This window comes from Streptomyces sp. NPDC090106 (assembly GCF_044747265.1).
Lineage (GTDB): Bacteria > Actinomycetota > Actinomycetes > Streptomycetales > Streptomycetaceae > Streptomyces.
Map to the genome: position 1 here is coordinate 456,229 of NZ_JBIVDS010000005.1, position 19,625 is coordinate 475,853.

Annotated in this window: 21 protein-coding genes; 9 read left to right on the top strand and 12 right to left on the bottom strand. The window is 73.4% G+C overall.

The window, feature by feature from the left end; all coding sequences use genetic code 11:
* Positions 1-53: 53 nt before the first annotated feature.
* Together ACIPSE_RS19100 and ACIPSE_RS19105 are read left to right on the top strand one after the other, a co-directional pair.
* Complete coding sequence (locus ACIPSE_RS19100) at positions 54-752, top strand: DUF899 domain-containing protein (protein ID WP_401664043.1); 699 nt, start codon at positions 54-56, stop codon at positions 750-752.
* A gap of 166 nt (positions 753-918) precedes the next feature.
* Positions 919-1,107, top strand: a complete 189-nt coding sequence (locus ACIPSE_RS19105; protein ID WP_401664045.1) for a hypothetical protein — start codon at positions 919-921, stop codon at positions 1,105-1,107.
* Here ACIPSE_RS19105 and ACIPSE_RS19110 read toward each other — a convergent pair.
* The 3 genes from ACIPSE_RS19110 to ACIPSE_RS19120 form a co-directional block, all read right to left on the bottom strand.
* On the bottom strand, positions 1,085-3,016 hold the full coding sequence (locus ACIPSE_RS19110) for an ABC transporter ATP-binding protein (protein WP_401664048.1): 1,932 nt from the start codon (positions 3,014-3,016) through the stop codon (positions 1,085-1,087). The genes ACIPSE_RS19105 and ACIPSE_RS19110 overlap by 23 nt on opposite strands.
* A gap of 877 nt (positions 3,017-3,893) precedes the next feature.
* Positions 3,894-4,334: a hypothetical protein gene (locus ACIPSE_RS19115; protein WP_401664050.1), complete on the bottom strand. Its 441-nt coding sequence runs from the start codon at positions 4,332-4,334 to the stop codon at positions 3,894-3,896.
* Positions 4,325-4,948 carry an ATP-binding protein gene (locus ACIPSE_RS19120; RefSeq protein ID WP_401664052.1) on the bottom strand — a complete coding sequence of 208 codons (624 nt, stop codon included), beginning with the start codon at positions 4,946-4,948 and terminating at the stop codon, positions 4,325-4,327. Before ACIPSE_RS19120 ends, ACIPSE_RS19115 begins: the two co-directional genes overlap by 10 nt.
* A gap of 224 nt (positions 4,949-5,172) precedes the next feature.
* Here ACIPSE_RS19120 and ACIPSE_RS19125 point away from each other — a divergent pair, with 224 nt between their 5' ends.
* Positions 5,173-6,033, top strand: coding sequence for a helix-turn-helix domain-containing protein (locus ACIPSE_RS19125; RefSeq protein WP_401664055.1), 861 nt, complete (start codon positions 5,173-5,175; stop codon positions 6,031-6,033).
* Positions 6,034-6,288, top strand: a complete 255-nt coding sequence (locus tag ACIPSE_RS19130) for a DUF397 domain-containing protein (RefSeq protein ID WP_109499478.1) — start codon at positions 6,034-6,036, stop codon at positions 6,286-6,288.
* A 148-nt stretch (positions 6,289-6,436) separates the two neighbouring features.
* Here ACIPSE_RS19130 and ACIPSE_RS19135 read toward each other — a convergent pair whose 3' ends face one another.
* The gene (locus ACIPSE_RS19135) at positions 6,437-7,867 is read right to left on the bottom strand and encodes a PLP-dependent aminotransferase family protein (RefSeq protein ID WP_401664057.1); all 1,431 of its coding nucleotides are present in this window, start codon (positions 7,865-7,867) and stop codon (positions 6,437-6,439) included.
* A 47-nt stretch (positions 7,868-7,914) separates the two neighbouring features.
* On the opposite strand from ACIPSE_RS19135, the gene ACIPSE_RS19140 reads away from it, so the two are divergent.
* Positions 7,915-8,412, top strand: coding sequence for a carboxymuconolactone decarboxylase family protein (locus ACIPSE_RS19140; protein ID WP_401664059.1), 498 nt, complete (start codon positions 7,915-7,917; stop codon positions 8,410-8,412).
* Positions 8,413-8,440: 28 nt separating this feature from the next.
* Here the strand turns inward: ACIPSE_RS19140 and ACIPSE_RS19145 are convergent, their stop codons facing one another.
* The 3 genes from ACIPSE_RS19145 to ACIPSE_RS19155 all read right to left on the bottom strand — a co-directional run bounded on the left by ACIPSE_RS19145 (position 8,441) and on the right by ACIPSE_RS19155 (position 11,417).
* On the bottom strand, positions 8,441-9,928 hold the full coding sequence (locus tag ACIPSE_RS19145) for a glutamate synthase subunit beta (protein ID WP_401664061.1): 1,488 nt from the start codon (positions 9,926-9,928) through the stop codon (positions 8,441-8,443).
* A gap of 147 nt (positions 9,929-10,075) precedes the next feature.
* Positions 10,076-10,555 (bottom strand): DUF1772 domain-containing protein, encoded by a 480-nt coding sequence (locus ACIPSE_RS19150; protein ID WP_401664063.1) that lies wholly within the window; start codon positions 10,553-10,555, stop codon positions 10,076-10,078.
* A gap of 133 nt (positions 10,556-10,688) precedes the next feature.
* Positions 10,689-11,417 carry a DUF2293 domain-containing protein gene (locus ACIPSE_RS19155; protein WP_401664065.1) on the bottom strand — a complete coding sequence of 243 codons (729 nt, stop codon included), beginning with the start codon at positions 11,415-11,417 and terminating at the stop codon, positions 10,689-10,691.
* 64 nt (positions 11,418-11,481) lie between these two features.
* Here ACIPSE_RS19155 and ACIPSE_RS19160 point away from each other — a divergent pair, with 64 nt between their 5' ends.
* Entirely contained in the window at positions 11,482-12,123 is a 642-nt protein-coding gene (locus ACIPSE_RS19160) for a uridine kinase (RefSeq protein ID WP_401664067.1), read from the top strand.
* A 146-nt stretch (positions 12,124-12,269) separates the two neighbouring features.
* Positions 12,270-12,698, top strand: coding sequence for a CBS domain-containing protein (locus tag ACIPSE_RS19165; protein ID WP_401664070.1), 429 nt, complete (start codon positions 12,270-12,272; stop codon positions 12,696-12,698).
* Between the two features lie 43 nt (positions 12,699-12,741).
* On the opposite strand, the gene ACIPSE_RS19170 is transcribed toward ACIPSE_RS19165, so the two are convergent.
* Complete coding sequence (locus tag ACIPSE_RS19170) at positions 12,742-13,869, bottom strand: magnesium and cobalt transport protein CorA (RefSeq protein ID WP_401664072.1); 1,128 nt, start codon at positions 13,867-13,869, stop codon at positions 12,742-12,744.
* 290 nt (positions 13,870-14,159) lie between these two features.
* On the opposite strand from ACIPSE_RS19170, the gene ACIPSE_RS19175 reads away from it, so the two are divergent.
* A complete protein-coding gene (locus ACIPSE_RS19175) occupies positions 14,160-14,954 on the top strand; it encodes a methyltransferase domain-containing protein (protein WP_401664074.1) in 795 nt (264 codons plus the stop codon).
* Positions 14,955-15,291: 337 nt separating this feature from the next.
* On the opposite strand, the gene ACIPSE_RS19180 is transcribed toward ACIPSE_RS19175, so the two are convergent.
* Complete coding sequence (locus ACIPSE_RS19180; protein ID WP_401664076.1) at positions 15,292-16,200, bottom strand: carbohydrate kinase family protein; 909 nt, start codon at positions 16,198-16,200, stop codon at positions 15,292-15,294.
* The gene (locus tag ACIPSE_RS19185; protein ID WP_401664079.1) at positions 16,197-17,105 is read right to left on the bottom strand and encodes a pseudouridine-5'-phosphate glycosidase; all 909 of its coding nucleotides are present in this window, start codon (positions 17,103-17,105) and stop codon (positions 16,197-16,199) included. The genes ACIPSE_RS19180 and ACIPSE_RS19185 overlap by 4 nt, the downstream gene beginning before the upstream one ends.
* Before the next feature lie 99 nt (positions 17,106-17,204).
* Between ACIPSE_RS19185 and ACIPSE_RS19190 the strand changes: the two genes are divergently transcribed.
* A complete protein-coding gene (locus tag ACIPSE_RS19190) occupies positions 17,205-17,633 on the top strand; it encodes a VOC family protein (RefSeq protein WP_401664081.1) in 429 nt (142 codons plus the stop codon).
* A gap of 79 nt (positions 17,634-17,712) precedes the next feature.
* On the opposite strand, the gene fdhA is transcribed toward ACIPSE_RS19190, so the two are convergent.
* Together fdhA and ACIPSE_RS19200 are read right to left on the bottom strand one after the other, a co-directional pair.
* A complete protein-coding gene (gene fdhA / locus ACIPSE_RS19195) occupies positions 17,713-18,945 on the bottom strand; it encodes a formaldehyde dehydrogenase, glutathione-independent (protein WP_401664083.1) in 1,233 nt (410 codons plus the stop codon).
* A gap of 110 nt (positions 18,946-19,055) precedes the next feature.
* Complete coding sequence (locus ACIPSE_RS19200; RefSeq protein ID WP_401664085.1) at positions 19,056-19,610, bottom strand: methylated-DNA--[protein]-cysteine S-methyltransferase; 555 nt, start codon at positions 19,608-19,610, stop codon at positions 19,056-19,058.
* Positions 19,611-19,625 lie beyond the last annotated feature (15 nt).

Here is a 19,625-nt window from a genome sequence, read left to right on the forward strand (position 1 = left end):
CGTCCCGCCCCTCGGTCACCACCCCTGTACGGACCGTCGGCACAGGAGGAGCGATGTCGCTTCCGGAGATCGTCTCGCGTGAACAGTGGCGCGCGGCACGCGAGGAACTGCTGGCCAAGGAGAAGGCGGTCACCCGCGCGCGCGACGCGCTGAACGCCGAACGGCGGCGCCTGCCCATGGTGGAGATCGACACCGACGCCACCGACTACCTCTTCGAGGGCGGCGACGGGAAGGCCACGCTGCTTGACCTCTTCGAGGGCCGGCACCAACTCGTGGTCTACCACTTCATGTTCGCGCCCGAATGGGACGCGGGCTGCCGGAGCTGCTCCGGATTCCTGGACCAGATCGGCCACTTGGCGCATCTGAAGGCACGGGGCACGACCTTCGCGGCGGTGTCGAGAGCGCCGTACACCAAGATCCTGCCGTTCAAGGCGCGGATGGGATGGACGCTGCCCTGGTACTCGTCGTACGGCTGCGACTTCAACCGGGACTTCGGGGTGACCCTCGGGGCGGAGGGGGAGCCGGTCGAGCGGCCGGGCATCAGCTGCTTCCTGCGCGACCGCGACCGGGTCTTCCACACCTACTCGGCCTACGAGCGCGGGCTCGACGGGCTCGGGTCCACCACCAGCCTCCTCGACCTCACCGCGCTGGGCCGGCAGGAGGCGTGGGAGGAACCGGAGGGGCGCGCGTCGGCACTGGGGGCGCCTGCGGGGAGTGAACGAATCCGTTATCACGACGAGTACGAGGACTGACACTCCTGGTCATCTGTGCAGGTCAGATCGGTCACAGGAACGAGATGCTCCTCACACGCCGCGTTGAACCAGTGTCAACTACGTCTCAGTACCGTCACTTCGCGAGGCGTTCACCCCGTCTTCGGCGTTTAACTCATTGAAGAGCAGCGCCACAGGGAGGTGCAGGGTGAACGGTCGAACGGTGCTCCAACGCTTTCCCGCCGGTGGGCCGCGCGGGTCCTGGCCGGCCGAGGAGTTCGCGCACGCGCGGCGCATGGAGGGCATGCCCGCCGAGGTCGTGATGGACCTCGCGACGGACGCCTTCCTGGTCGTGGTCCCGGCGGAGACGGCGGTCAGCTCGCCTTCGGTGCCGTGAACTGCCGTGCCTGGAGCGAGTACAGCTCCGCGTAGACGCCTCCCGTGGCCAGCAGCTCGTCCGGGGTGCCGGACTCCACGAGCCGGCCCTGCTCCAGCACGTGCACCAGGTCCGCGTGGCGGACGGACGCCAGCCGGTGGGTGATCAGGACCACCGTCTGCCCCGTCCCCGCCAGGGCGCGGATCTTCTCGAAGACCTCCAGTTCGGCGCGCGCGTCCAGGGCGGCCGTCGGCTCGTCCACGATCAGGATGCGGCCCCGCCGGTACGCGGCGCGGGCGATGCCGAGCCGCTGCCACTGCCCGCCGGACAGCTCGTGCCCGCCGCTGAAGTGCCGGGCCAGCAGCGTGTCCAGACCGTGCGGCAGATCCGCCACCACCTCCTGGGCGCCCGCCTCGGCGACCGAGTCGGTGAGCCGCTCCTCGGTCAGCGGCGCCGACGAACGGCCGATCGCCACATTGACCCGGGCCGTGAACGGCCACCGCTTGAAGTCCTGCGCCACCATCGCGATCCGCTCGGCCAGCCGCCGCCGGTCCGCGCCCGCCGCGTCCACGCCGTCCCACAGGATGCGGCCCCGGTCCGGCTTGTAGAGCCCGGCCAGCAGTTTCACCAGGGTCGTCTTGCCGGAGCCGTTCTCGCCGACGAGCGCCACGATCCGGCCGAGCGGCAGGGACAGGGACACGTCGTCCAGGGCGGGGCGGGTGGACTCGCCCGGATAGCTGAAGGTGACGTGCTCGAAGCGGATCTCCCGGGTGTCCTCGGGCAGGTCCTCCCCGCCGGCCGGGACGGCCCGTTTCTCCGCCTCGACGTACAGCCGCTGGAGATCGCCCACGAACAGGGCCTCCTGGTGGAGCTGGTTCACCTCCAGGACCAGGCTGTCCAGGCTCGCCGACCCCGAGCGGATCGCGATCACCGCCGTGCCCGCCACGGACAGCGCCATCGCGCCCGCGAGCAGCAGCCCGCCGAGCGTCGCGTACGTCGCCGCCGTCGCGAGGCCCGTCCAGAACGCGGCGATCAGCCCCGTCCGGGCGGCGAGCCGGGCGAGCCGCGCCTGTTCCGCCTCCGCGACCTCCGCCATCGCCCGGAAGTGCCGCAGCAGGAACGGGCCGACGCCGTGCACCCGGATCTCCGGCGCCGCCCCCGGGTCGATCAGCAGATCGCTGAGGAGATGCCCGGCGCGGGCGTGCTGCACCCAGGTGTGGAAGGACTCGTAGCGCCGGCGGGCGTTGGTCAGGGCGCTCCACGCGCTCGGCAGGGTCATCGTCACCAGCAGCGGCAGCAGCGCCGGGTGCAGCACCGTCAGGACGCCGGCCGCGGCGACGAGCGAGATCGACGCGTTCATCACCCGCGTGGCGTAGGCGATCATGCGGCGCGCGGAGCTGGCGCCGTACTGGGCGGTGTCCAGCAGCTTGTGGAAGGCGTGGTCCTCGATCGCGGCCAGCTCGACCGCCGCGGCGCGCTGCAGATACCGCTCGGTGGCGACCCGCTCCACCTTGGGTTCCAGCCGGCCGGTGGCGTACGTCGACGCGGCCCGCAGCAGCGCCGACACGAGCATCACGGCGGCCATCGCGACGAGCGCGGGGGCGGCGCCGCGCAGCCGGTCCTCGATGGGGCCGCCGGTCATCAGCCGGCCCAGCACGCCGTTCACCGCCAGCAGGCTCACCGCCTGGGCCAGACCCCGGCCCGTCTCGGCGGCCAGGACGATCTTCGCGGCCCGCCGGTCGGCCTGCCAGGCGAGCCGGAAACTGAGCGCGAGCAGCCCCGGCAGGCTCTTCATCATCGCCGGGAAGCTCAGCCGCAGCCGGGCGTCGGAATGCTGGTTCCAGCCGGTGTCGTAGCGCAGCGGCCCGCCGAAGAGGAGCTGCTCGGACTCGGAGACCTCGGGTTTTCCCGTGCCCTGCTTGTCGGCCAACGCCTGCCTCCCGCACCTTGGACGGACGGCCACTATCGCGGGAGGCGGATGCGGGAGGGAGAGCGCGGGGCGGGACGGGAGGTATGCGCGGGCGTACGCCTGAGCCTCCGGCGGGCGTCGGTCCTCGGCGGGGCCGGACGTGTGGTGGGCAGGACCCGCACCGGTCATGTGCGCAGGGGTGTCCCTACGGCCGCTTCGGCCGAGTGGCCCGGAGGACGCCGTCGCGGAGCGGGCGCGCGCCGCGCTGCGGATGGTTGTGGGCAGGGAGGCGGGCTCGGTGCGGGGGTGTCGTCCCGGGCCGGGTGGGTGGGCAGGCGGGTAGCTGCGGGTGCAGTCGTGGGCGGGCAGGGGTGCGGGTGCCGTCCCGGCTTGGTCGGGCCGGTGGGCGGTGGCCGGTGGGCAGGCGGGCGGCTATGGCTGCCGGACCCGGCTGACCTGGCTGGCCTGGCTGCACGCAGCGAGGCCGAGGCGCTGTTTCTGCTCGGGGTGCCGGGGGCGTTGCGGGTTCCGTCCGGGGCGGGGCTGGTCGGGCAGGCGCTGGCGGTAGTTGTCCAGGGCGGCGGGGGCCGGTCGGGTGGCGTCGGCGGGGGTCGTTCGGGCTGGGCCGGTGCCGCGTGGGGCTGGGGCCTGCGGGTGTCGTCCCGGTCGGTTGGTCGGTCCGGTGGGTAGGCGGGCGCCTGTGGGTTCGTCCGGGGCGGGGGCCGGTCGGGCAGGCGCTGGCGGTAGTTGTCCAGGGCGGCGGGGGCCGGTCGGGTGGCGTCGGCGGGAGTCGGTCGGGCTGGGCCGGTGGGGCGGGCCGGTGCCGTGTGAGGTGATGGCTGCGGGTGCCGTTCGGGCGTGTGCCTGCCGACGTCGTTCAGGCCAGGAGGCGGAGCCGTCAGGCGCTCACGGCTCGGGACCAGGCCGGGGTCGTGCCCGTCAGGCGGCACAGGGCCAGGTAGAGGGGGATCGGCGGAGTGTAGGGGATCGTGCCCTCGGGCTTGTGGATCAGGCCGGGGGTCGAGGGCGCGTCGGGGACGACCGCGCCGGCGGCGTACTGCGCGGGCGCGGGCCACTCCAGGGCGTAGTCCGAGTCGGACGGGACGATCCACCACCAGTGCGCCTCATCGGCGTAGACACAGCCGACGCGGGGCAGCCGGGGCATGACCAGCGGGCCGAAGCGGGCGGGTACCGCCACCGCGTCGCAGCCCAGTGGGGCCGTCATGCCGTCGGGGACGACCAGGCGCCGGGGCGTGCCCGGCGTGTGCAGTCCGCGCCTGAGACGGACCAGGGTGTCCAGGGTCATGACCTGGCCACCCAGCGCGGTGCTCAGAGCCATCGGCGCCCCGTCCCGGGGTGGAAGGCCTCCGCCTCGTCGTCCTCCCCGCCCGGGCCCCCGGCGGGACCCGGCTTGGGGCGCGCGCCCCAGCCGAGGTCGCCGCGGGGTTCCGGACCGGCGGTGCGGTGCAGCTCGGCCCAGACCAGCAGACCGAGGTCGTGCTCATGGGCGCCCCAGGCGTGACACAGGGCGTCGACGAGAAGCAATCCCCTCCCGTGCTCCTCCTCGGCGCGCGGCCCGCACGGATGGGGGCCACCCGGCTCGCCGGGTGCGCAGCCCTGATCACCCACGGCTATTCGCACCAGTTCGTCCTCGTCGTGCAGCTCGCAGACGATGTGGCTGCTCGCGGTGTGCACGATCGCGTTGGTGACCAGCTCGGAGACGACGAGGGCCGCCGTGTCGCAGGTGTCCTCGCAGATCGACCAGCCGTTCAGCCGGGTCCTGGTCAGGCGTCTGGCCTGGGCCACGGACCCCGGATGGGCGGCCAGCTCGAACCGGAACCGGCGCTCGGGAAGGGGGCCGGCGAAGCGGCCTGTTCCCCAAGCGCCACCGAGGTTGTGGGGTCCCACGGCGGCATCTGTTCCTAAGGGCGCGGACGGAATCACGCTTGCCACTATCTCCCCGCCGTGAACACTTGGCAAGTGTCACTCTGAAAATTGCAGAGTGCTGTATGACGGTCTGCGCGGCCGTGGCACACTGCTCGCAACAGCATGTTGCGCGGCGCCAGTTGAGATCACGGGAGATCCGAACGGGTCTTCGAATAGATCTTCGAATGGCGCCGCCCGGCTGTCGGGATTGTTTTGGCCAACTTTTCAACGACTCGGCAGGGAGGTGCAGGGTGAGCGAGCCGCGGTCCGCGCCGACGGTCGGCCAGGTCGTGCTCGGCCGGCGCCTGCTCGACCTCCGGGAGCGCGCGGGTCTCAAGCGGGAGGAAGCCGCCCGCGTTCTGCACGTCGCGCCCGCGACGATCCGGCGCATGGAGACGGCCGAGGTCGCCCTCAAGATCCCGTACCTCCAGCTCCTGCTGAAGTTCTACGGGGTCTCCGCGGAGGAGTCCGAGGCTTTCGTACGGCTGGCCGAGGAGGCCAACAAGCCGGGCTGGTGGCAGCGCTTCCACGACATCCTGCCCGGCTGGTTCTCCATGTACGTGAGTCTGGAGGGCGCCGCCGGCCTCATCCGGTCGTACGATCCGCACTTCGTGCCCGGGCTGCTCCAGACCGAGGACTACGCGCGAGGCGTCCTGAAGTCCGGCGCGATCGGCCAGACCCGGCCGGAGGACATCGAGCGCCATGTCGACCTTCGAGTACGACGCCAGGAACTGCTCACCCGTCCCGACGCCCCCAGGTTCTGGGCGGTCATGGACGAAACCGCGCTGCGCCGCCCTGTCGGCGGCCCGGAGGTGATGCGTGCCCAGATCGACCGACTGCTCGAGGCAACGAAGCTGCCCAACGTGACGCTGCAGATCGCCCCGTTCGCCAGTGGGCCGCACCCCGGCACGTACGGGCCCTTCGTGCTGTTCCGATTCGCCGTGCCGGAGCTTCCGGACATGGTTTACAGCGAGTACCTGACCGGCGCCGTCTATCTCGACGCGCGCGCAGAGGTGGCGAGCTACCTCGAGGTCATGGACCGCACGGCGGCACAGGCCGCTACGGCACATCGCACGAAGGAGATCCTCCGGGATCTCCGCAAGGAGCTGTGAATGGATCGCATCAAGCCGCGCATCCCCGTCTACAACGGCATGCCCGCGCGGGAGCTGGGCAGCGAGGGCTGGCACAAGCCCTGGAGCGGCGGGAACGGCGGCAACTGCCTGGAGGCCATGAAGCTCGCGGACGGCCGGATCGCCGTCCGTCAGTCCACGGACCCGGACGGACCGGCGCTGATCTACACCACGGCCGAGATGACGGCTTTCATCGAGGGTGCCAAGGCGGGGGAGGCCGACTTCCTGCTCTCGTGAAACGTTCCGCCCGTCGCGCAGTGACACGTGTCGTGACGCAGCGTCGGACCCGGCATCGCGGCGGTTCGCACACGGCGGGCATCGGCCCTCGTTCCGGTAGGGCCGGTGCCGTGCGGGTGCCGGGGCGGCCCCTTCCCGGCCGGAACCCTCAGGAGGGGGCCGGGGGCAGTGCCTCGCACAGCGCGTCCAGCGCGGCCCCGAAGGCGTGCTCCGACGGGCTCGCGTAGCCGACGACCAGCCCGTCGTGGCCGATCGCGTCCGGACCCGCCTCCGGGTGCCGGAACCCGGCCAGCCCGTCCAGGGCCACGCCCCGCCACCGCGCCGCCTCGACCGCGGAGCGCTCGGTGCCGGACGGCAGCCGCAGCACCGCGTGCAGCCCTGCCGCCACCCCCGTCACCCCGATGTGCGGTGCCCGCTCGGCGAGCGCCGCCACCAGCCGGTTCCGCCGGCCGCGGTAGCGCTGCCGCATCCGCCGCACATGACGGTCGTAGGACCCGGACGCGACGAAGTCGGCGAGGCAGAGCTGATCCGGCACGCTCGCCCACGCCTCCCGCTCGCCCTTCGCGGCGAGGACCCCCTCGACGTACCGCTCCGGCAGCACCATCCAGCCCAGCCGCACGGCCGGTGACAGGCTCTTGCTGACCGAGCCGACGAGGATCACCTGCTCCGGGGCGAGCCCCTGCACCGCCCCGACCGGCCTGCGGTCGTAGCGGAACTCCCCGTCGTAGTCGTCCTCCAGCACCACCGCGTCCCGCGCGCGGGCCCAGTCGGCCACCGCCGCCCTCCGGGCCGGATGCAGTGGCCCGCCGGTCGGGAACTGGTGCGCGGGCGTGAGCAGCACGGCCCGCTCCCGCCCCAGCCGGCCGACGTCGGCGCCGTCTTCGTCGAGCGGCAGCGGCACGGTCCGTACGCCCGCCTCGGCGAGCAGCCCGCGGTGGAAGGGCAGGCCGTACGACTCGACGGCGAGCGGGCCTCTCAGGACGCCCGCCCCGGGCCGGAACAGCAGCCGCAGCGCGTGCGCGAACCCGGAGCAGACCACGATCCGTCCCGGCGCGGTGCGCACGCCACGCGCGCGTGCCAGGTACTCCGTGAGCGCCTCCCGCAGTTCGATCCGCCCGGCGGGGTCGCCGGGCCCGAACGCCTCGGTGGGCGCCTGCTGGAGGGCCCGCCGGTAGGAGGCCAGCCAGGCCGTGCGCGGGAACGCCGACGCGTCCGGGGCGCCCTGCCGCAGATCGTGCAGGGGGCCACGCGCGCGCGGGGGCGTCCGCTTCGGCACGCGCGTGCGGGGGCGCAGCGGTTCCGACCGCTCGGCGACCCGCGTCCCCGAGCCCTGACGTGCGGTGAGCCAGCCCTCGGCGACGAGCTCGGCGTACGCGTCGGCCACGGTGTTGCGGGCCACGCCCAGATCCGCGGCGAGGGAGCGGTACGGCGGCAGCCGCGTCCCCGGAGCCAGGCGTCCGCCGCGCACGGCCTCGCGCAGCGCGTCGGTGAGCGCGGCCCGCCGCCCGCCCGGAGCGGTCAGCTCCAGATGCAGGTCGGAGCCGATCCGCTCCGCGGAATTGACCCATGATTCCCCCATGGAAATGCACCCTACGGGAGGTCTTTGCGGCTCGTAGGTTGGAGGACATGACGACGCACACGGACACGATCGCCTCCCCCGCCGCCGGTGCCGCTCCCGGTCGGCTGAACTTCGCGAAGGCCGCCCCGAAGGTCTTCCGCGCCCTCGTCGGCTTCGACGCCGCCGCCCGCGCGGGACTGGACCCGGCGCTGGTCGAACTCATCCAGATCCGTGCCTCGCACCTCAACCGCTGCGCGTACTGCCTGCACCTGCACACCCACGACGCCCGCAAGGCGGGGGAGAGCGAGGACCGGCTCCAGCTGGTCCCCCTGTGGCGCGAGGCGCGGCACTTCTACACCCCGAGGGAGCAGGCCGCCCTCGCCCTCACGGAGGCGGTCACCCTGGTCGCCGGCGCGGGCGTCCCCGACGAGGTCTACGCCGAGGCCGCCGCCCGGTTCGACGAGGAGGAACTGGCCCATGTCCTCGCGCTGATCATGACGATCAACACCTGGAACAGGGTGGCGCTCGCGACGAGGAAGGTCGCCGGGACGGACGAACGCGCCTGAGCCGTACGGCGTTCCCGGCGGGCCCGGCTCAGGCGGTCATGGGGCGGTCGTACGGGCCGATGGGGGCCGGCAGCCGGGACGTTCCCGTCAGCCGGCGGTCGACGGCGGCGGCGACCGCCCGGCCCTCCGCGATCGCCCACACGACGAGCGACTGCCCCCGGGCGGCGTCCCCGGCCGCGAACACGCCGGGCACGTTCGTCGCGAACCCCGCGTCGCGGGCGATCGTGCCCCGCGCCTCCAGCGCCAGCCCCAGCTGCCCGATGAGCCCGTCCGTCCGGTCGGGCCCCGAGAACCCGAGGGCGAGCAGCACGAGGTCGGCGGGCAGGGACCGGTCGGTGCCCGGCACCGGCTGCCGCGCCGCGTCGACCGCGACGAGACGCAGCGACCGCACCCGGCCGTCGGCGTCCCCGCCGAAACGGAGCGTGGACGCCGCGAACAGGCGCGCGTCCGCGTCCGCCGCGGGAGCCGTGACCAGGTCGCGCGCCTCCTCGTGCGCCGCCGAGAGCCGGTAGATCCTCGGGTATGTCGGCCAGGGTTCGGCGTCCTCGTCGCGGTCGGCGCCGGGCTGGACGTAGATGTCCAACTGGCTCACGGACGCGGCGCCTTCGCGCACCGCCGTGCCCAGACAGTCGGCGCCGGTGTCACCGCCGCCGACGATGACCACGTGCTTCCCGGCGGCCGACAGAGAAGAGGCCTCCAGGTCGCCCTCGCACACCCGGTTGGCGAGCGGCAGATACTCCATCGCCTGATGGATGCCGCTCAACTCCCTCCCGGGGACGTCCAGTTCACGCCAGGCGGTCGCGCCCGTGGCGATGACGACCGCGTCGTGGCGTGCTTTCAGCTCGGCCGCCCCGATGTCCCGGCCGACGGCCGCGGACGTGCGGAACTTCGTCCCCTCGGCCCGCATCTGCGCGATGCGCCGCTCCAGATGCCGCTTCTCCATCTTGAACTCCGGGATGCCGTACCGCAGCAGCCCGCCCAGGCGGTCGTCCCTCTCGTACACGACGACCGTGTGCCCGGCGCGGGTCAGCTGCTGCGCCGCGGCGAGCCCGGTCGGTCCCGACCCGACGACGGCGACGGTCCGCCCGGACAGCCGGTCCGGCGCCCGCGGGGGCGCAAGCCCGAGCTCCCAGGCGCGGTCGGCGACGGCGCACTCGACGTTCTTGATGGTCACCGCGGGCTGGTTGATCGCGAGCACACAGCCCGCCTCGCACGGCGCCGGGCACAACCGCCCGGTGAACTCGGGGAAGTTGTTGGTGGCGTGCAGCCGGTCCGCGGCGGCCCGCCAGTCGTCCCGGCTGACCAGGTCGTTCCACTCGGGGATGAGATTGCCGAGCGGACAGGCGTCGTGGCAGAAGGGGACGCCACAGTCCATGCAGCGGTCGGCCTGCGCGCCGACGATGGGCAACAGCGCTCCGGGGACGTAGACCTCGTCCCAGTCCCGCACCCGTTCCCCGACCGGCCTGCGCGGCCAGTCCCTGCGGGGCGTCGTCATGAATCCCTTGGGATCGGCCATGGCCGTCTCCCTCATGTGCGCGTGCGACGGAGCCGTGCGTCATCGGGCGGCACTCTCCTCGCCACGATACGACTCATACGCCTCTCGCGCTCGGCCCGGCCGGGCCGAGCGCGAGAGGCGGACCGGCTCGGACCCGGCCGGGCGCGCTCACGTCAGGGCGAGCACGTAGGAGACCGTCGCGGCGGCGGAGGCGATCATCCGGACGTGGTTCCAGACCGTCCACTCGCGCACATAGGCAGGCCAGTACGCGGCGGCCTCCGACGTCCCCGGCTCCAGCTTCATCAGGGCGTCGTTGCGCGGCACGTTCGCCACCATCGTCACCCCGAACGAGCCGAACAGATACAGGGCGCTGCCCAGCAGCAGCTCCACGGTGTTCCCCTCCGGCCACAGCACGAACGTCACCACGGCCAGCACCGCGCACAGCACCGCCGACCCGAGGAACACCAGCATGAACGCGGGCCGCAGCGCCGCCACGTTGACCGCACGCATCGCCGCGACCCCCTGCGCGGGCGGCAGCGCGGCCAGCCCCGGCATCACGAACGTCGAGAACGCGCAGAACACCCCGGCCACCAGACCGGTCCCCAGTACGCCCAGCACCACCAGCACGAAGTACGGACCCTCGATCATCCCGTTCCCCCATCCCCATGTCCGGCCGGGCATCCGCCCGACGCCAACCGTCACCACCAGTCCATGCCCGTCCGCCGCCCGCCACCATGGCCGATCGGCGCCCGGGCATGCGCGAGCGTCCAGCGGCCCGCTCTCAGCCCGCCCCCTGGCCCGTCGCCCCCCGCTCCGCCCGCCACCCCTCCAGCACCGTCTCCACCACCGGCGCGATCCGCCGCCGCGCCGCGCCCCGCGCCACCCCGCTCATCAGCAACTGGTCGTACGGCGTGTCCAGATGCCGTACCGACGCCGCCACCGCCGAGACCACCGCCGTCTCGGACAGCGCGCGCCCCGCCGTGCTCCGCCCGACCCGTCCGCTGCCCCGCAGCGAGGCGTGCGCGGCGATGCCCCGCGCCCGCTCGGCCGGGCAGCCCGGGAACAGCCGCCCTATCTCGGCCGCGAACGCGTCCGTGAAGCGCACGTCCTCCGCCGCGCGCCGCCGGGCGTCCCGCATCCGGCGCCGCCGCCGCGCCTCGGCGTCCACCAGACAGCGCGCCTCGGCCCGGGCCAGCCCCGCCTCCTCGACGAGCACGCCCTGCCGCTCGTAACGCCCCTTGCGCCGGTTGAACCGGACGACCACCACCGACAGCCCGCTCTCCTCCCGGGACCTGCGCGTCAGCGCCGTGTCGCCGCGCGGCAGGAACAGCAGGTGACCGAGGTCGGCGCAGTCCAGACAGCACGGCGCCCCCTCCTCCAGCACCAGCAGCGCCAGCGGACCGCCACGGCACTGCGCGCACTGCTTGCGCCCGAGCGGCTGGATCACCAGAAGTCCGCCCCGGTGGACGGGAGTTCCGGCACGGTACGGGGACGTCACGAGGCGGGCCATACCGGGTACATTCCCGCCGGACGGCCGTGAACCACCGCCGCGCGCGCCGCCCGCCGCAGGCATCATGGGGCCTGTGCGACTCGAAGCGATCACCTGGGACCGGCTCGGCGACCTCCTCGCCGACCGGCTGCTCGACCTGGAACCGGCCGACGGCAGCCCCTGGCCGCGGATCGCCTTCGACGGCGCCCCGGCGGCCCGGCCCGAGGACCTCGCCGAACGGGTCGCCGAAGCGCTGCGCGTCCGCGGGCGCCCCTCCCTCGTCGTCGGCGCCCGGGGCTTCCTGCGCCCCGCCTCCCTGCGCCTTGAGTACGGCCGCCACGACGTGGAGTCCTACTACGACGGCTGGCTCGACACCGGCGCCCTGTGGCGCGAGGTCTTCGGCCCCCTCGAACCCGGCGGCGACGGCCGTGTCCTGCCCGACCTGTGGGACCCCGACACCGACCGCGCCACCCGCAGCCCCTACGTCCGACTCCCGCCCGGCGCCGTCCTGTTGCTGCACGGCCCCCTCCTGCTGCGCCACTGGTTCCCCTTCGATCTGAGCGTCCACGTCCTCCTCTCCACGGGTGCCCTGCGCCGCCGTACCCCCGAGGCCGAGCAGTGGACCCTGGAGGCCTTCGAGCGCTACGCGTCCGAGACCGACCCGGCCGGCAGCGCCGATGTGCTCGTCCGCGCCGACGACCCCCGGCATCCGGCGTGGCGGAGCTGATCCGGCGGACGCGGCCCGGTGCCCGGTGGCCGGCGGTCCGCCCTGTTCCGGGTGCGTCGGCGGGGCGAGGCGGCGAGAATGTTGGGCGCCGGGACTAGCGGAGCGTCTCCGCGCCGCGCCGGCCGTCCGGCCACGGGAGGTACCTCATGACCACCGCCGGAGACATCATGCACCGCGGCGCCCAGTGGATCCCGGCGCACGAGACCCTCGACCGCGCCGCCCAGCTCATGCGCGAGCTGGGCGTCGGCGCCCTGCCCATCAGCGACGAGAACGAGCGGCTCTGCGGCATCCTCACCGACCGCGACATCGTCGTCGGCTGCGTCGCGATGGGACATGACCCGGCCAAGGTCACCGCCGGCGAGATGGCCCAGGGGACACCCCGCTGGATCGACGCGGACGCCGATGTCGACGCCGTGCTCCAGGAGATGCAGAGCCACCAGATCCGCCGGCTCCCCGTCATCGAGAACAAGCGCCTCGTCGGCATGATCAGCGAGGCCGACCTGGCCCGGCATCTGACGGAGGACCAGATCGCCGCGTGGGCCGAGAGCGTCTACGCGATGAGCACGACCCGCTGACCCTCCTGACCCCTCACCCCCGCCTCGCGGTCCGGTTCCGGTGCTACAGCCAGCCGTTGCGCCGGAATCCGCGGTACACCGCCAGACAGGCCAGGGATATGACGCCGACGACCATGCCGTAGCCGTACTTCCAGTGCAGCTCCGGCATGTGGTCGAAGTTCATGCCGTACACCCCGCAGACCATCGTCGGCACGGCGACGATCGCGGCCCAGGCCGTGATCTTCCGCATGTCCTCGTTCTGCGCGACGGTGACCTGGGCGAGATGGGCCTGGAGGATCGAGTTGAGCAGTTCGTCGAAGGCGGCGATCTGCTCCTTGGCGCGCAGCAGATGGTCGGAGACGTCGCGGAAGTAGGCCTGTATCTCCGGCGCGACCACCCGTATCGGCCGGGTGGAGAGCTCCTCGATCGGGCGGGCCAGCGGTACCACCGCCCGCTTCAGTTCCAGGAGTTCGCGCTTGAGCTGGTAGATGCGTCCCGGATCGGCCCGTGCGCCGGCCTGGGAGAACACGTCGGTCTCGACCTGGTCGATGTCCGCCTGCACCGCGTCGATGACGTGCAGATAGTCGTCGACCACATGGTCCGCGATCGCGTGCAGCACCGCGGCCGGTCCCTGGCCGAGCTGCCCGGGGTCCGACTCCAGCTCCTCGCGCAGCGGGCCCAGGGAGCCGTGCCGTCCGTGCCGGACGGTGATGACGAAGTCCTCGCCGACGAACACCATGATCTCGCCGGTGTTCACCACCTCGCTCGTCGCCGTGAGCTCCTCGTGCTCCACGTAGCAGACCGTCTTGAACACCGCGAACAGCGTCTCGCCGTACCGCTCCAGCTTCGGCCGCTGATGGGCCTCGATCGCGTCCTCGACCGCCAGCGGGTGCAGCTCGAAGAGTTCGGCGATGCCCGCGAACTCCTGGTCCGTCGGCTCGTGGAGGCCGAGCCAGACGAAACCGTGGCCGTGCTTGCGCACCTGCTGCACCGAGTCGACGAGGTCGGCGCCGACCGGGACCCGGGCGCCGTCCCGGTAGGTCACGCAGTTCACCACCGAGGAGCCCAGGGGGGAGCGCGCGTGGTGGCTGAGGTCGACGCGGGGACGGCGCCGCGCCAGCCTCGCCACCTTGCGCAGGCCGCCCACCCCGCCGAGGCTCGTGACCTTCCGCAGATTCCCTGCCATGGACATCTGGTTCTCCTCGGATCTCCTCGGACGGGTCCGCGCTCGTCGCGTCGCTGCGTTCTGGCGCGCCAGTCTGCCAGGTCGGGGTGAAAGCCGTGCAAGCCTGTGGGAGCAGGGCATTCCGCTTTGTTCCCGCGCTGTTCCCGCCTGTGGAAAACCTGGTTCCCCCGTCGAGTGCCCGCTGAACCCGGCGCGTTGGGGCGGGCGGTGGCCTCGTACCTTCGTCGTCGTACGACCGCGCCCGCACCGGAGAGTCGACCGCCATGGACAAGCAGGACAACTGGGATGATCGGGACATGATGCGAACCGATGGGTATCTCCTCGACAACCAGCGGACCGAGGCGGGGGAGCGCTTCGACGCCTTCGCCGCCCTGTTCGACCCCACGACCTTCCGGCACTTCGAGGGCTTCGGCGTCGGCTCCGGCTGGCGCTGCTGGGAGGTCGGCGCCGGCGGCACGTCCGTGGTGTCGTGGCTCGCCAAGAAGGTCGGTCCGACCGGACGCGTCGTCGCCACCGACATCGACACCTCCCTGGTCGCCCCGGCCGGCCGCCCGCCGGTCGAGGTCCGCGTCCACGACGTGGGCGTGGAGGAGCCGCCGGGGGAGGGCTTCGACCTCGTCCACGCCCGGCTCGTCCTCGTCCATGTCCCGGACCGGGAAAGGGCGTTGCGCTCGATGATCGCCGCTCTGCGGCCCGGCGGACGGCTCCTGGTCGAGGACGCCGATCCCGCCCTCCAGCCGCTGGCCTGCCCCGACGAGCACGGCCCCGCCGAACAGCTCGCGAACCGGCTGCGCCAGGGCTTCCGCGGCCTCCTCGCCGACCGCGGCGCCGACCTCTCCTACGGCCGCCGCCTGCCCCGCCTGCTGCGCGAGGCCGGTCTGCGGCGGGTGGAGGCCGACTCCTACTTCCCCCTCACCTCGCCCGCCTGCGCGGCCCTGGAGTCCGCCACGATCCGCCAGATCCGGACCGACCTCGTCACCGCCGGCCTCGCCACGGACGCGGAGATCGACCGCCACCTGGCGAACGTCGCGGCAGGCGGCATGGACCTGGCGACGGCACCGATGATCTCGGCGTGGGGACGCAAGGAATAGCCGCGGGCGGTTCGCGACGGGCGGGAGGCGGGTGGTTCGCGGGGCGGGCGGGCCCTGGGGTGGGCGGGCCTCGGGATGGGCGGTCCGCAACGGCTGCTGGTTCGCGACGGCGGCTGGTTCGCGGGGTGGCCGCTCCGCGATGGCCACGGGCTCGCGGGGTGGTTGATCCGCTAGGCGGCTGGTTCGCAGGGTGGCCGTGGCCGGTTTGCGGGGCGGGCGGGCCGGAGGGCTGCTGGTCCGCGGTGCGGCCGGATCCTGGTGCGGGCGATCCGTGAGGCCGCCGGTCCGCAAGGCCGCCGGTCCGTGGGGCGGGCGGGTCGGAGGGCGGGTGCTCCGCTCAGATGTGGGGCGGTCGGCCGCCCACTCGTCCGACGGCGAGCGCGCCCGCCCGGCACCCCTCGAGGGCCGCGTCCTCGGGCCCGGCCCCGGCGAGGAGCGCGGCGAGGAACGCGCCGGTGAAGGCATCACCGGCGCCCGTCGTGTCCTTCGGCGTCGCGGGCGCGGCCGGGACACGGGCGACGACGGCGCCGGAACGGGCCACCAGCGCGCCCCGGGCACCCTGCTTGGCGACCACCAGCGGGACGTGGCGGCTCAGCTTGGCCGCCGCGTCCGCCGGGTCGGGCAGCCCCGTCAGCAGACGCGCCTCGTCCCTGCTGGGCAGCAGCACGTCGATCCCGTCCACCAGGGACAGGAAACGGTCCACCCCCAGATCCGTCAGGAACCCCACCGACGCCGGATCCAGACTCACCGGCACCCCCCGCGCGCGGGCCGAGGCCAGCGCCGCCTCCACGAACGCCCGGCCCGGCGCGGAGAACAGCAGATAGCCCGACAGATGCAGTCGGGCGACCCCGTCCAGCAGCGTCGGCGACCAGTCCCGTGGAGCCAGCCGCACGGCCGCGCCGCTGTCCGTGAGGAACGTCCGCTCGGCCGCGGCGCCCGCGTCGACCAGGCAGATCACCGTGCCGGTCGACGCCTCGGGATCGACGACCAGCAGCGGCCGCACCCCGCACGCCACCAGCTCCCGCTCGTGCCACGAGGCCGCGTCCGCGCCGACCCGGCCCAGCATCCGGACCTCCGCCGCGCCCCGGTGCGCCGCCCAGCAGGCCACGTTGGCCCCTGCCCCGCCGGGCACCGTCCGGATGGCCGCGACCGTGTCCGTGCCCGGCGCGAGCGGCCCCCGGTGCCGGGCGACGACGTCCGTGACGACGTCCCCGGCGACCAGCAGTGCGCCCCCGGCGGAGGTCACGCCCCGGCCCAGGCCGCCGCGATCCGTCCCGCCAGCCGTACGTTGCCGCGCACCGCGGCCAGGTTCGCCTCCAGCGAGGCACCGTCGGTGTGCCGGACCAGATGGTCGAGGAGGAACGGGGTGACCCCCTGGCCCGTGACGCCGGCCTCCTCGCACGCGTGCAGCGCGTCGGCGAGCACGCGCGCGTGCAGCTCCGGGTCCAACTGCTGCTCCTCGGGCACGGGGTTGGCGACGATCAGCGCCGACTCGGGCCCGCCGACCGCGTCCTGCGCCCGCATCACGTCCCCCACCCGAGCGGGCGAGTCCAGCGTCCAGTCCACGGGATGCCCCGAGTCCGACAGATAGAAGCCGGGGAACCGGTCCGTGCCGTACCCGGCCACCGCCACCCCCAGGGTCTCCAGCCGCTGGAGGGTCGCCGGGACGTCCAGGATGGACTTCACGCCCGCGCACACCACCGTGATCCTGGTCCGCGCGAGCAGCCCCAGGTCCGCCGACTCGTCCTGGGTCACCGTCCACTCCCGGTGCACCCCGCCGAGCCCGCCCGTGGCGAACACCCGGACGCCCGCCAGCGCCGCGAGCATCGCCGTCGCGGACACCGTGGTCGCCCCGCTCGCCCCGGACGCCACCGCGAGCGGCAGATCACGGTGGCCGAGCTTGCGGATGCCGTCCTCGTTCGCGACCCGCTCCAACTGCTCCTTGTCCAGGCCGACATGGGGACGTCCGTCGAGGACGGCGATCGTCGCGGGGACGGCTCCCTCCGCGCGGACGACCTCCTCAAGATCCAGTGCCACCTGGAGGTTGCGCGGTCGTGGCAGCCCGTGCGCGATGATCGTGGACTCCAGGGCCACCACGGGTCGACGCGCGTCGATCGCCGCGCGCACTTCTTCGGAAACCACCAGCACCACGCGCCCGCCTCCTGTCGATGGGTTCTCCCTCAACTCTGGCGGGCGCGGCACCCGGCCAAACACTTGCGGCCTGTGGGGGACGACACCAGCCTGGGACGCATGACGGACAACACCACGCGTCTCGACCATGTCGTCCTGTGGGTACGGGACCCCGAGGCGTCGGCCGGCTTCTACGAGCGGACGCTCGGCACGGCGCCCCTCAGGCTCGCCGACTTCGCCGCGGGCACGGTGCCCTTTCCGTCCGTACGGCTCAACGAGGAGACCATCCTCGACCTGATGCCGCTGTCCATGGCGGAACGGATGCGGATGCTCCCCGGTGCCGCCGAGAGCGCGGGCCACCCGGTCAACCACGTCTGCCTGGCCCTGCCCGCCGAGGGCTTCGACGCCCTGCGCGCCCGCCTGGAGGAGGCGGCGGTGCCCGTCTCGGCCGTCGACCACGGCTCCTACGGCGCCCGCGGCCGGGCCGCACGCAGCTTCTACTTCCGCGACCCGGACGGGAACGTCATCGAGGCACGGCACTACGACTGACGGCGGCGGGGACGCACGCGCGCGTGACGCGCCCGTACGGCGCTCGTACGGGCACGCGCGCGTGGCCCCCGCCCGGACCTCAGACCGGACGGACCCCGTCCAGCGCCCCGTGCGGGTTCAGCACGTACTTGCGGCTCGCGCCCTGGTCGAACTCGGCGTAGCCGCGCGGCGCGTCCTCGATCCCGATCACGGTCGCGTTGACCGCCTTGGCGATGTGCACCCGCTCGTGCAGGATCGCCATCATCAGACCCCGGTGGTACTTCATCACCGGGCACTGCCCGGTCGTGAACCGGTGGCTCCTGGCCCACCCGAGCCCGAGGCGCACCTTCAGCGTCCCCGACTTCGCGTCCTCGTCGATCCCGCCGGGGTCGTCGGTGACGTACAGGCCGGGAATGCCGAGGGCACCGCCCGCGCGCGTGATGCCCATCAGCGAGTTCAGGACCGTCGCGGGCGCCTCAGGGGCGTCCGGGCCGTGCGCCCGCGCCTCGAAGCCGACCGCGTCGACCGCGGCGTCCACCTCGGGCTCCCCGAGGATCTGCGCGATCTGCTCGTCCACGGCGCCCCGGGAGACGTCCACGGTCTCGCAGCCGAAGGCGCGTGCCTGCGCGAGCCGCTCGGCGTTGAGGTCGCCCACGATGACGACGGCCGCGCCCAGCAGCTGCGCGGAGGCCGCCGCGGCCAGACCGACCGGGCCCGCCCCGGCGACGTACACCGTGGAACCGACACCGGCGCCCGAGGACACCACGCCGTGGAAGCCCGTCGGGAAGATGTCCGACAGCATGGTCAGATCGAGCAGCTTCTCGCGCGCCTGGTCCCGGTCCGGGAACCTCAGCAGGTTGAAGTCCGCGTACGGCACCAGGGCGTACTCGGCCTGACCGCCGACCCAGCCGCCCATGTCGACATAGCCGTAGGCCGCCCCGGGACGTGCCGGGTTGACGTTCAGGCAGATGCCGGTCTTGCGCTCCTTGCAGTTGCGGCATCGCCCGCAGGCGATGTTGAACGGTACGGAGACGATGTCGCCGACGTCGATCGTCTCGACGTCGGGCCCCCGTTCGACGACCTCTCCGGTGATCTCGTGGCCGAGGACCAGCCCCTCGGGCGCGGTCGTCCGTCCGCGCACCATGTGCTGGTCGCTGCCGCAGATGTTGCTGGCGAGGACCTTCAGGATCACTCCGTGCCGGCACTTGCGGCCGACGTTCTCCGGAGCCACCCCCGGTCCGTCCTGGAGTTCGAGCGTGGGGTAGTCGATCGTCCTGACCTCCACCGCGCCCGGCTTGAGATACGCGACTGCCCTGTTCCCGGTTGCGCTCATGCGTGATCGCCGTCCCTTCGGCTCCGAAGTCTTCGGATGCCAGTGGCTGTGCGCATGGCGGAGTCTGCTACCGCCCCGGCGTTCCGGCCAGCCGTCGCGCGCGGCCGGCGTCAGAACAGGGGCTCGGGCAGGACGCCCTCCAGGGCGAGCAGCTTCCGCTTGGTCTCCAGACCGCCCCCGAAACCGCCGATGCCGCCGTCGCTCTCCACGACGCGATGGCAGGGCACGACCACCGGCAGCGGATTGGCGCCCATCGCCGTCCCCACCGCCTGGGCCGCGCCCGGCTGCCCCACCCGCCGGGCCAGATCGCCGTACCCCACGACGCTGCCGTAGGGCACTCCGTCGGCCAGCTCGCGCAGGACCTGCCGGTTGAAGCCCGAGATCAGCGACCAGTCCAGGGGCAGCTCGAAAGCGCGCCGCTCGCCCGCGAAGTACGCCTCGAACTGGCGTATCGCCTCGGCCAGCAGCGGGGAGTCCGGGGCCTCGGCCGGCGACTCGCCCAGCCGGGAGGCGAGCCGCTCCAGCGCCCTGTCGCGCACCGCCTCGTCCGCGTGGAAGACGACGTTGACCAGGCCGTCACGGCTCGCGGCCAGCAGCAGCGGACCGATGCCGGTGCCGACGACGGCCCACACGACCCGCTGCTCGTTGTGCCCATGGCTGTCCATGCGCCCACCGTACGG

Bases quoted from the DNA above. Each gene is read 5' to 3' on its own strand.
- ACIPSE_RS19200 (WP_401664085.1), bottom strand. From the start codon at position 19,610: ATGGACAGCCATGGGCACAACGAGCAGCGGGTCGTGTGGGCCGTCGTC.
- ACIPSE_RS19130 (WP_109499478.1), top strand. From the start codon at position 6,034: ATGGATCGCATCAAGCCGCGCATCCCCGTCTACAACGGCATGCCCGCG.
- ACIPSE_RS19145 (WP_401664061.1), bottom strand. From the start codon at position 9,928: ATGGCCGATCCCAAGGGATTCATGACGACGCCCCGCAGGGACTGGCCG.
- ACIPSE_RS19155 (WP_401664065.1), bottom strand. From the start codon at position 11,417: ATGGCCCGCCTCGTGACGTCCCCGTACCGTGCCGGAACTCCCGTCCAC.
- fdhA (WP_401664083.1), bottom strand. From the start codon at position 18,945: ATGAGCGCAACCGGGAACAGGGCAGTCGCGTATCTCAAGCCGGGCGCG.
- ACIPSE_RS19165 (WP_401664070.1), top strand. From the start codon at position 12,270: ATGACCACCGCCGGAGACATCATGCACCGCGGCGCCCAGTGGATCCCG.
- ACIPSE_RS19190 (WP_401664081.1), top strand. From the start codon at position 17,205: ATGACGGACAACACCACGCGTCTCGACCATGTCGTCCTGTGGGTACGG.
- ACIPSE_RS19175 (WP_401664074.1), top strand. From the start codon at position 14,160: ATGATGCGAACCGATGGGTATCTCCTCGACAACCAGCGGACCGAGGCG.
- ACIPSE_RS19170 (WP_401664072.1), bottom strand. From the start codon at position 13,869: ATGTCCATGGCAGGGAATCTGCGGAAGGTCACGAGCCTCGGCGGGGTG.
- ACIPSE_RS19135 (WP_401664057.1), bottom strand. From the start codon at position 7,867: ATGGGGGAATCATGGGTCAATTCCGCGGAGCGGATCGGCTCCGACCTG.
- ACIPSE_RS19100 (WP_401664043.1), top strand. From the start codon at position 54: ATGTCGCTTCCGGAGATCGTCTCGCGTGAACAGTGGCGCGCGGCACGC.
- ACIPSE_RS19140 (WP_401664059.1), top strand. From the start codon at position 7,915: ATGACGACGCACACGGACACGATCGCCTCCCCCGCCGCCGGTGCCGCT.
- ACIPSE_RS19115 (WP_401664050.1), bottom strand. From the start codon at position 4,334: ATGGCTCTGAGCACCGCGCTGGGTGGCCAGGTCATGACCCTGGACACC.
- ACIPSE_RS19150 (WP_401664063.1), bottom strand. From the start codon at position 10,555: ATGATCGAGGGTCCGTACTTCGTGCTGGTGGTGCTGGGCGTACTGGGG.
- ACIPSE_RS19160 (WP_401664067.1), top strand. From the start codon at position 11,482: ATGGGGCCTGTGCGACTCGAAGCGATCACCTGGGACCGGCTCGGCGAC.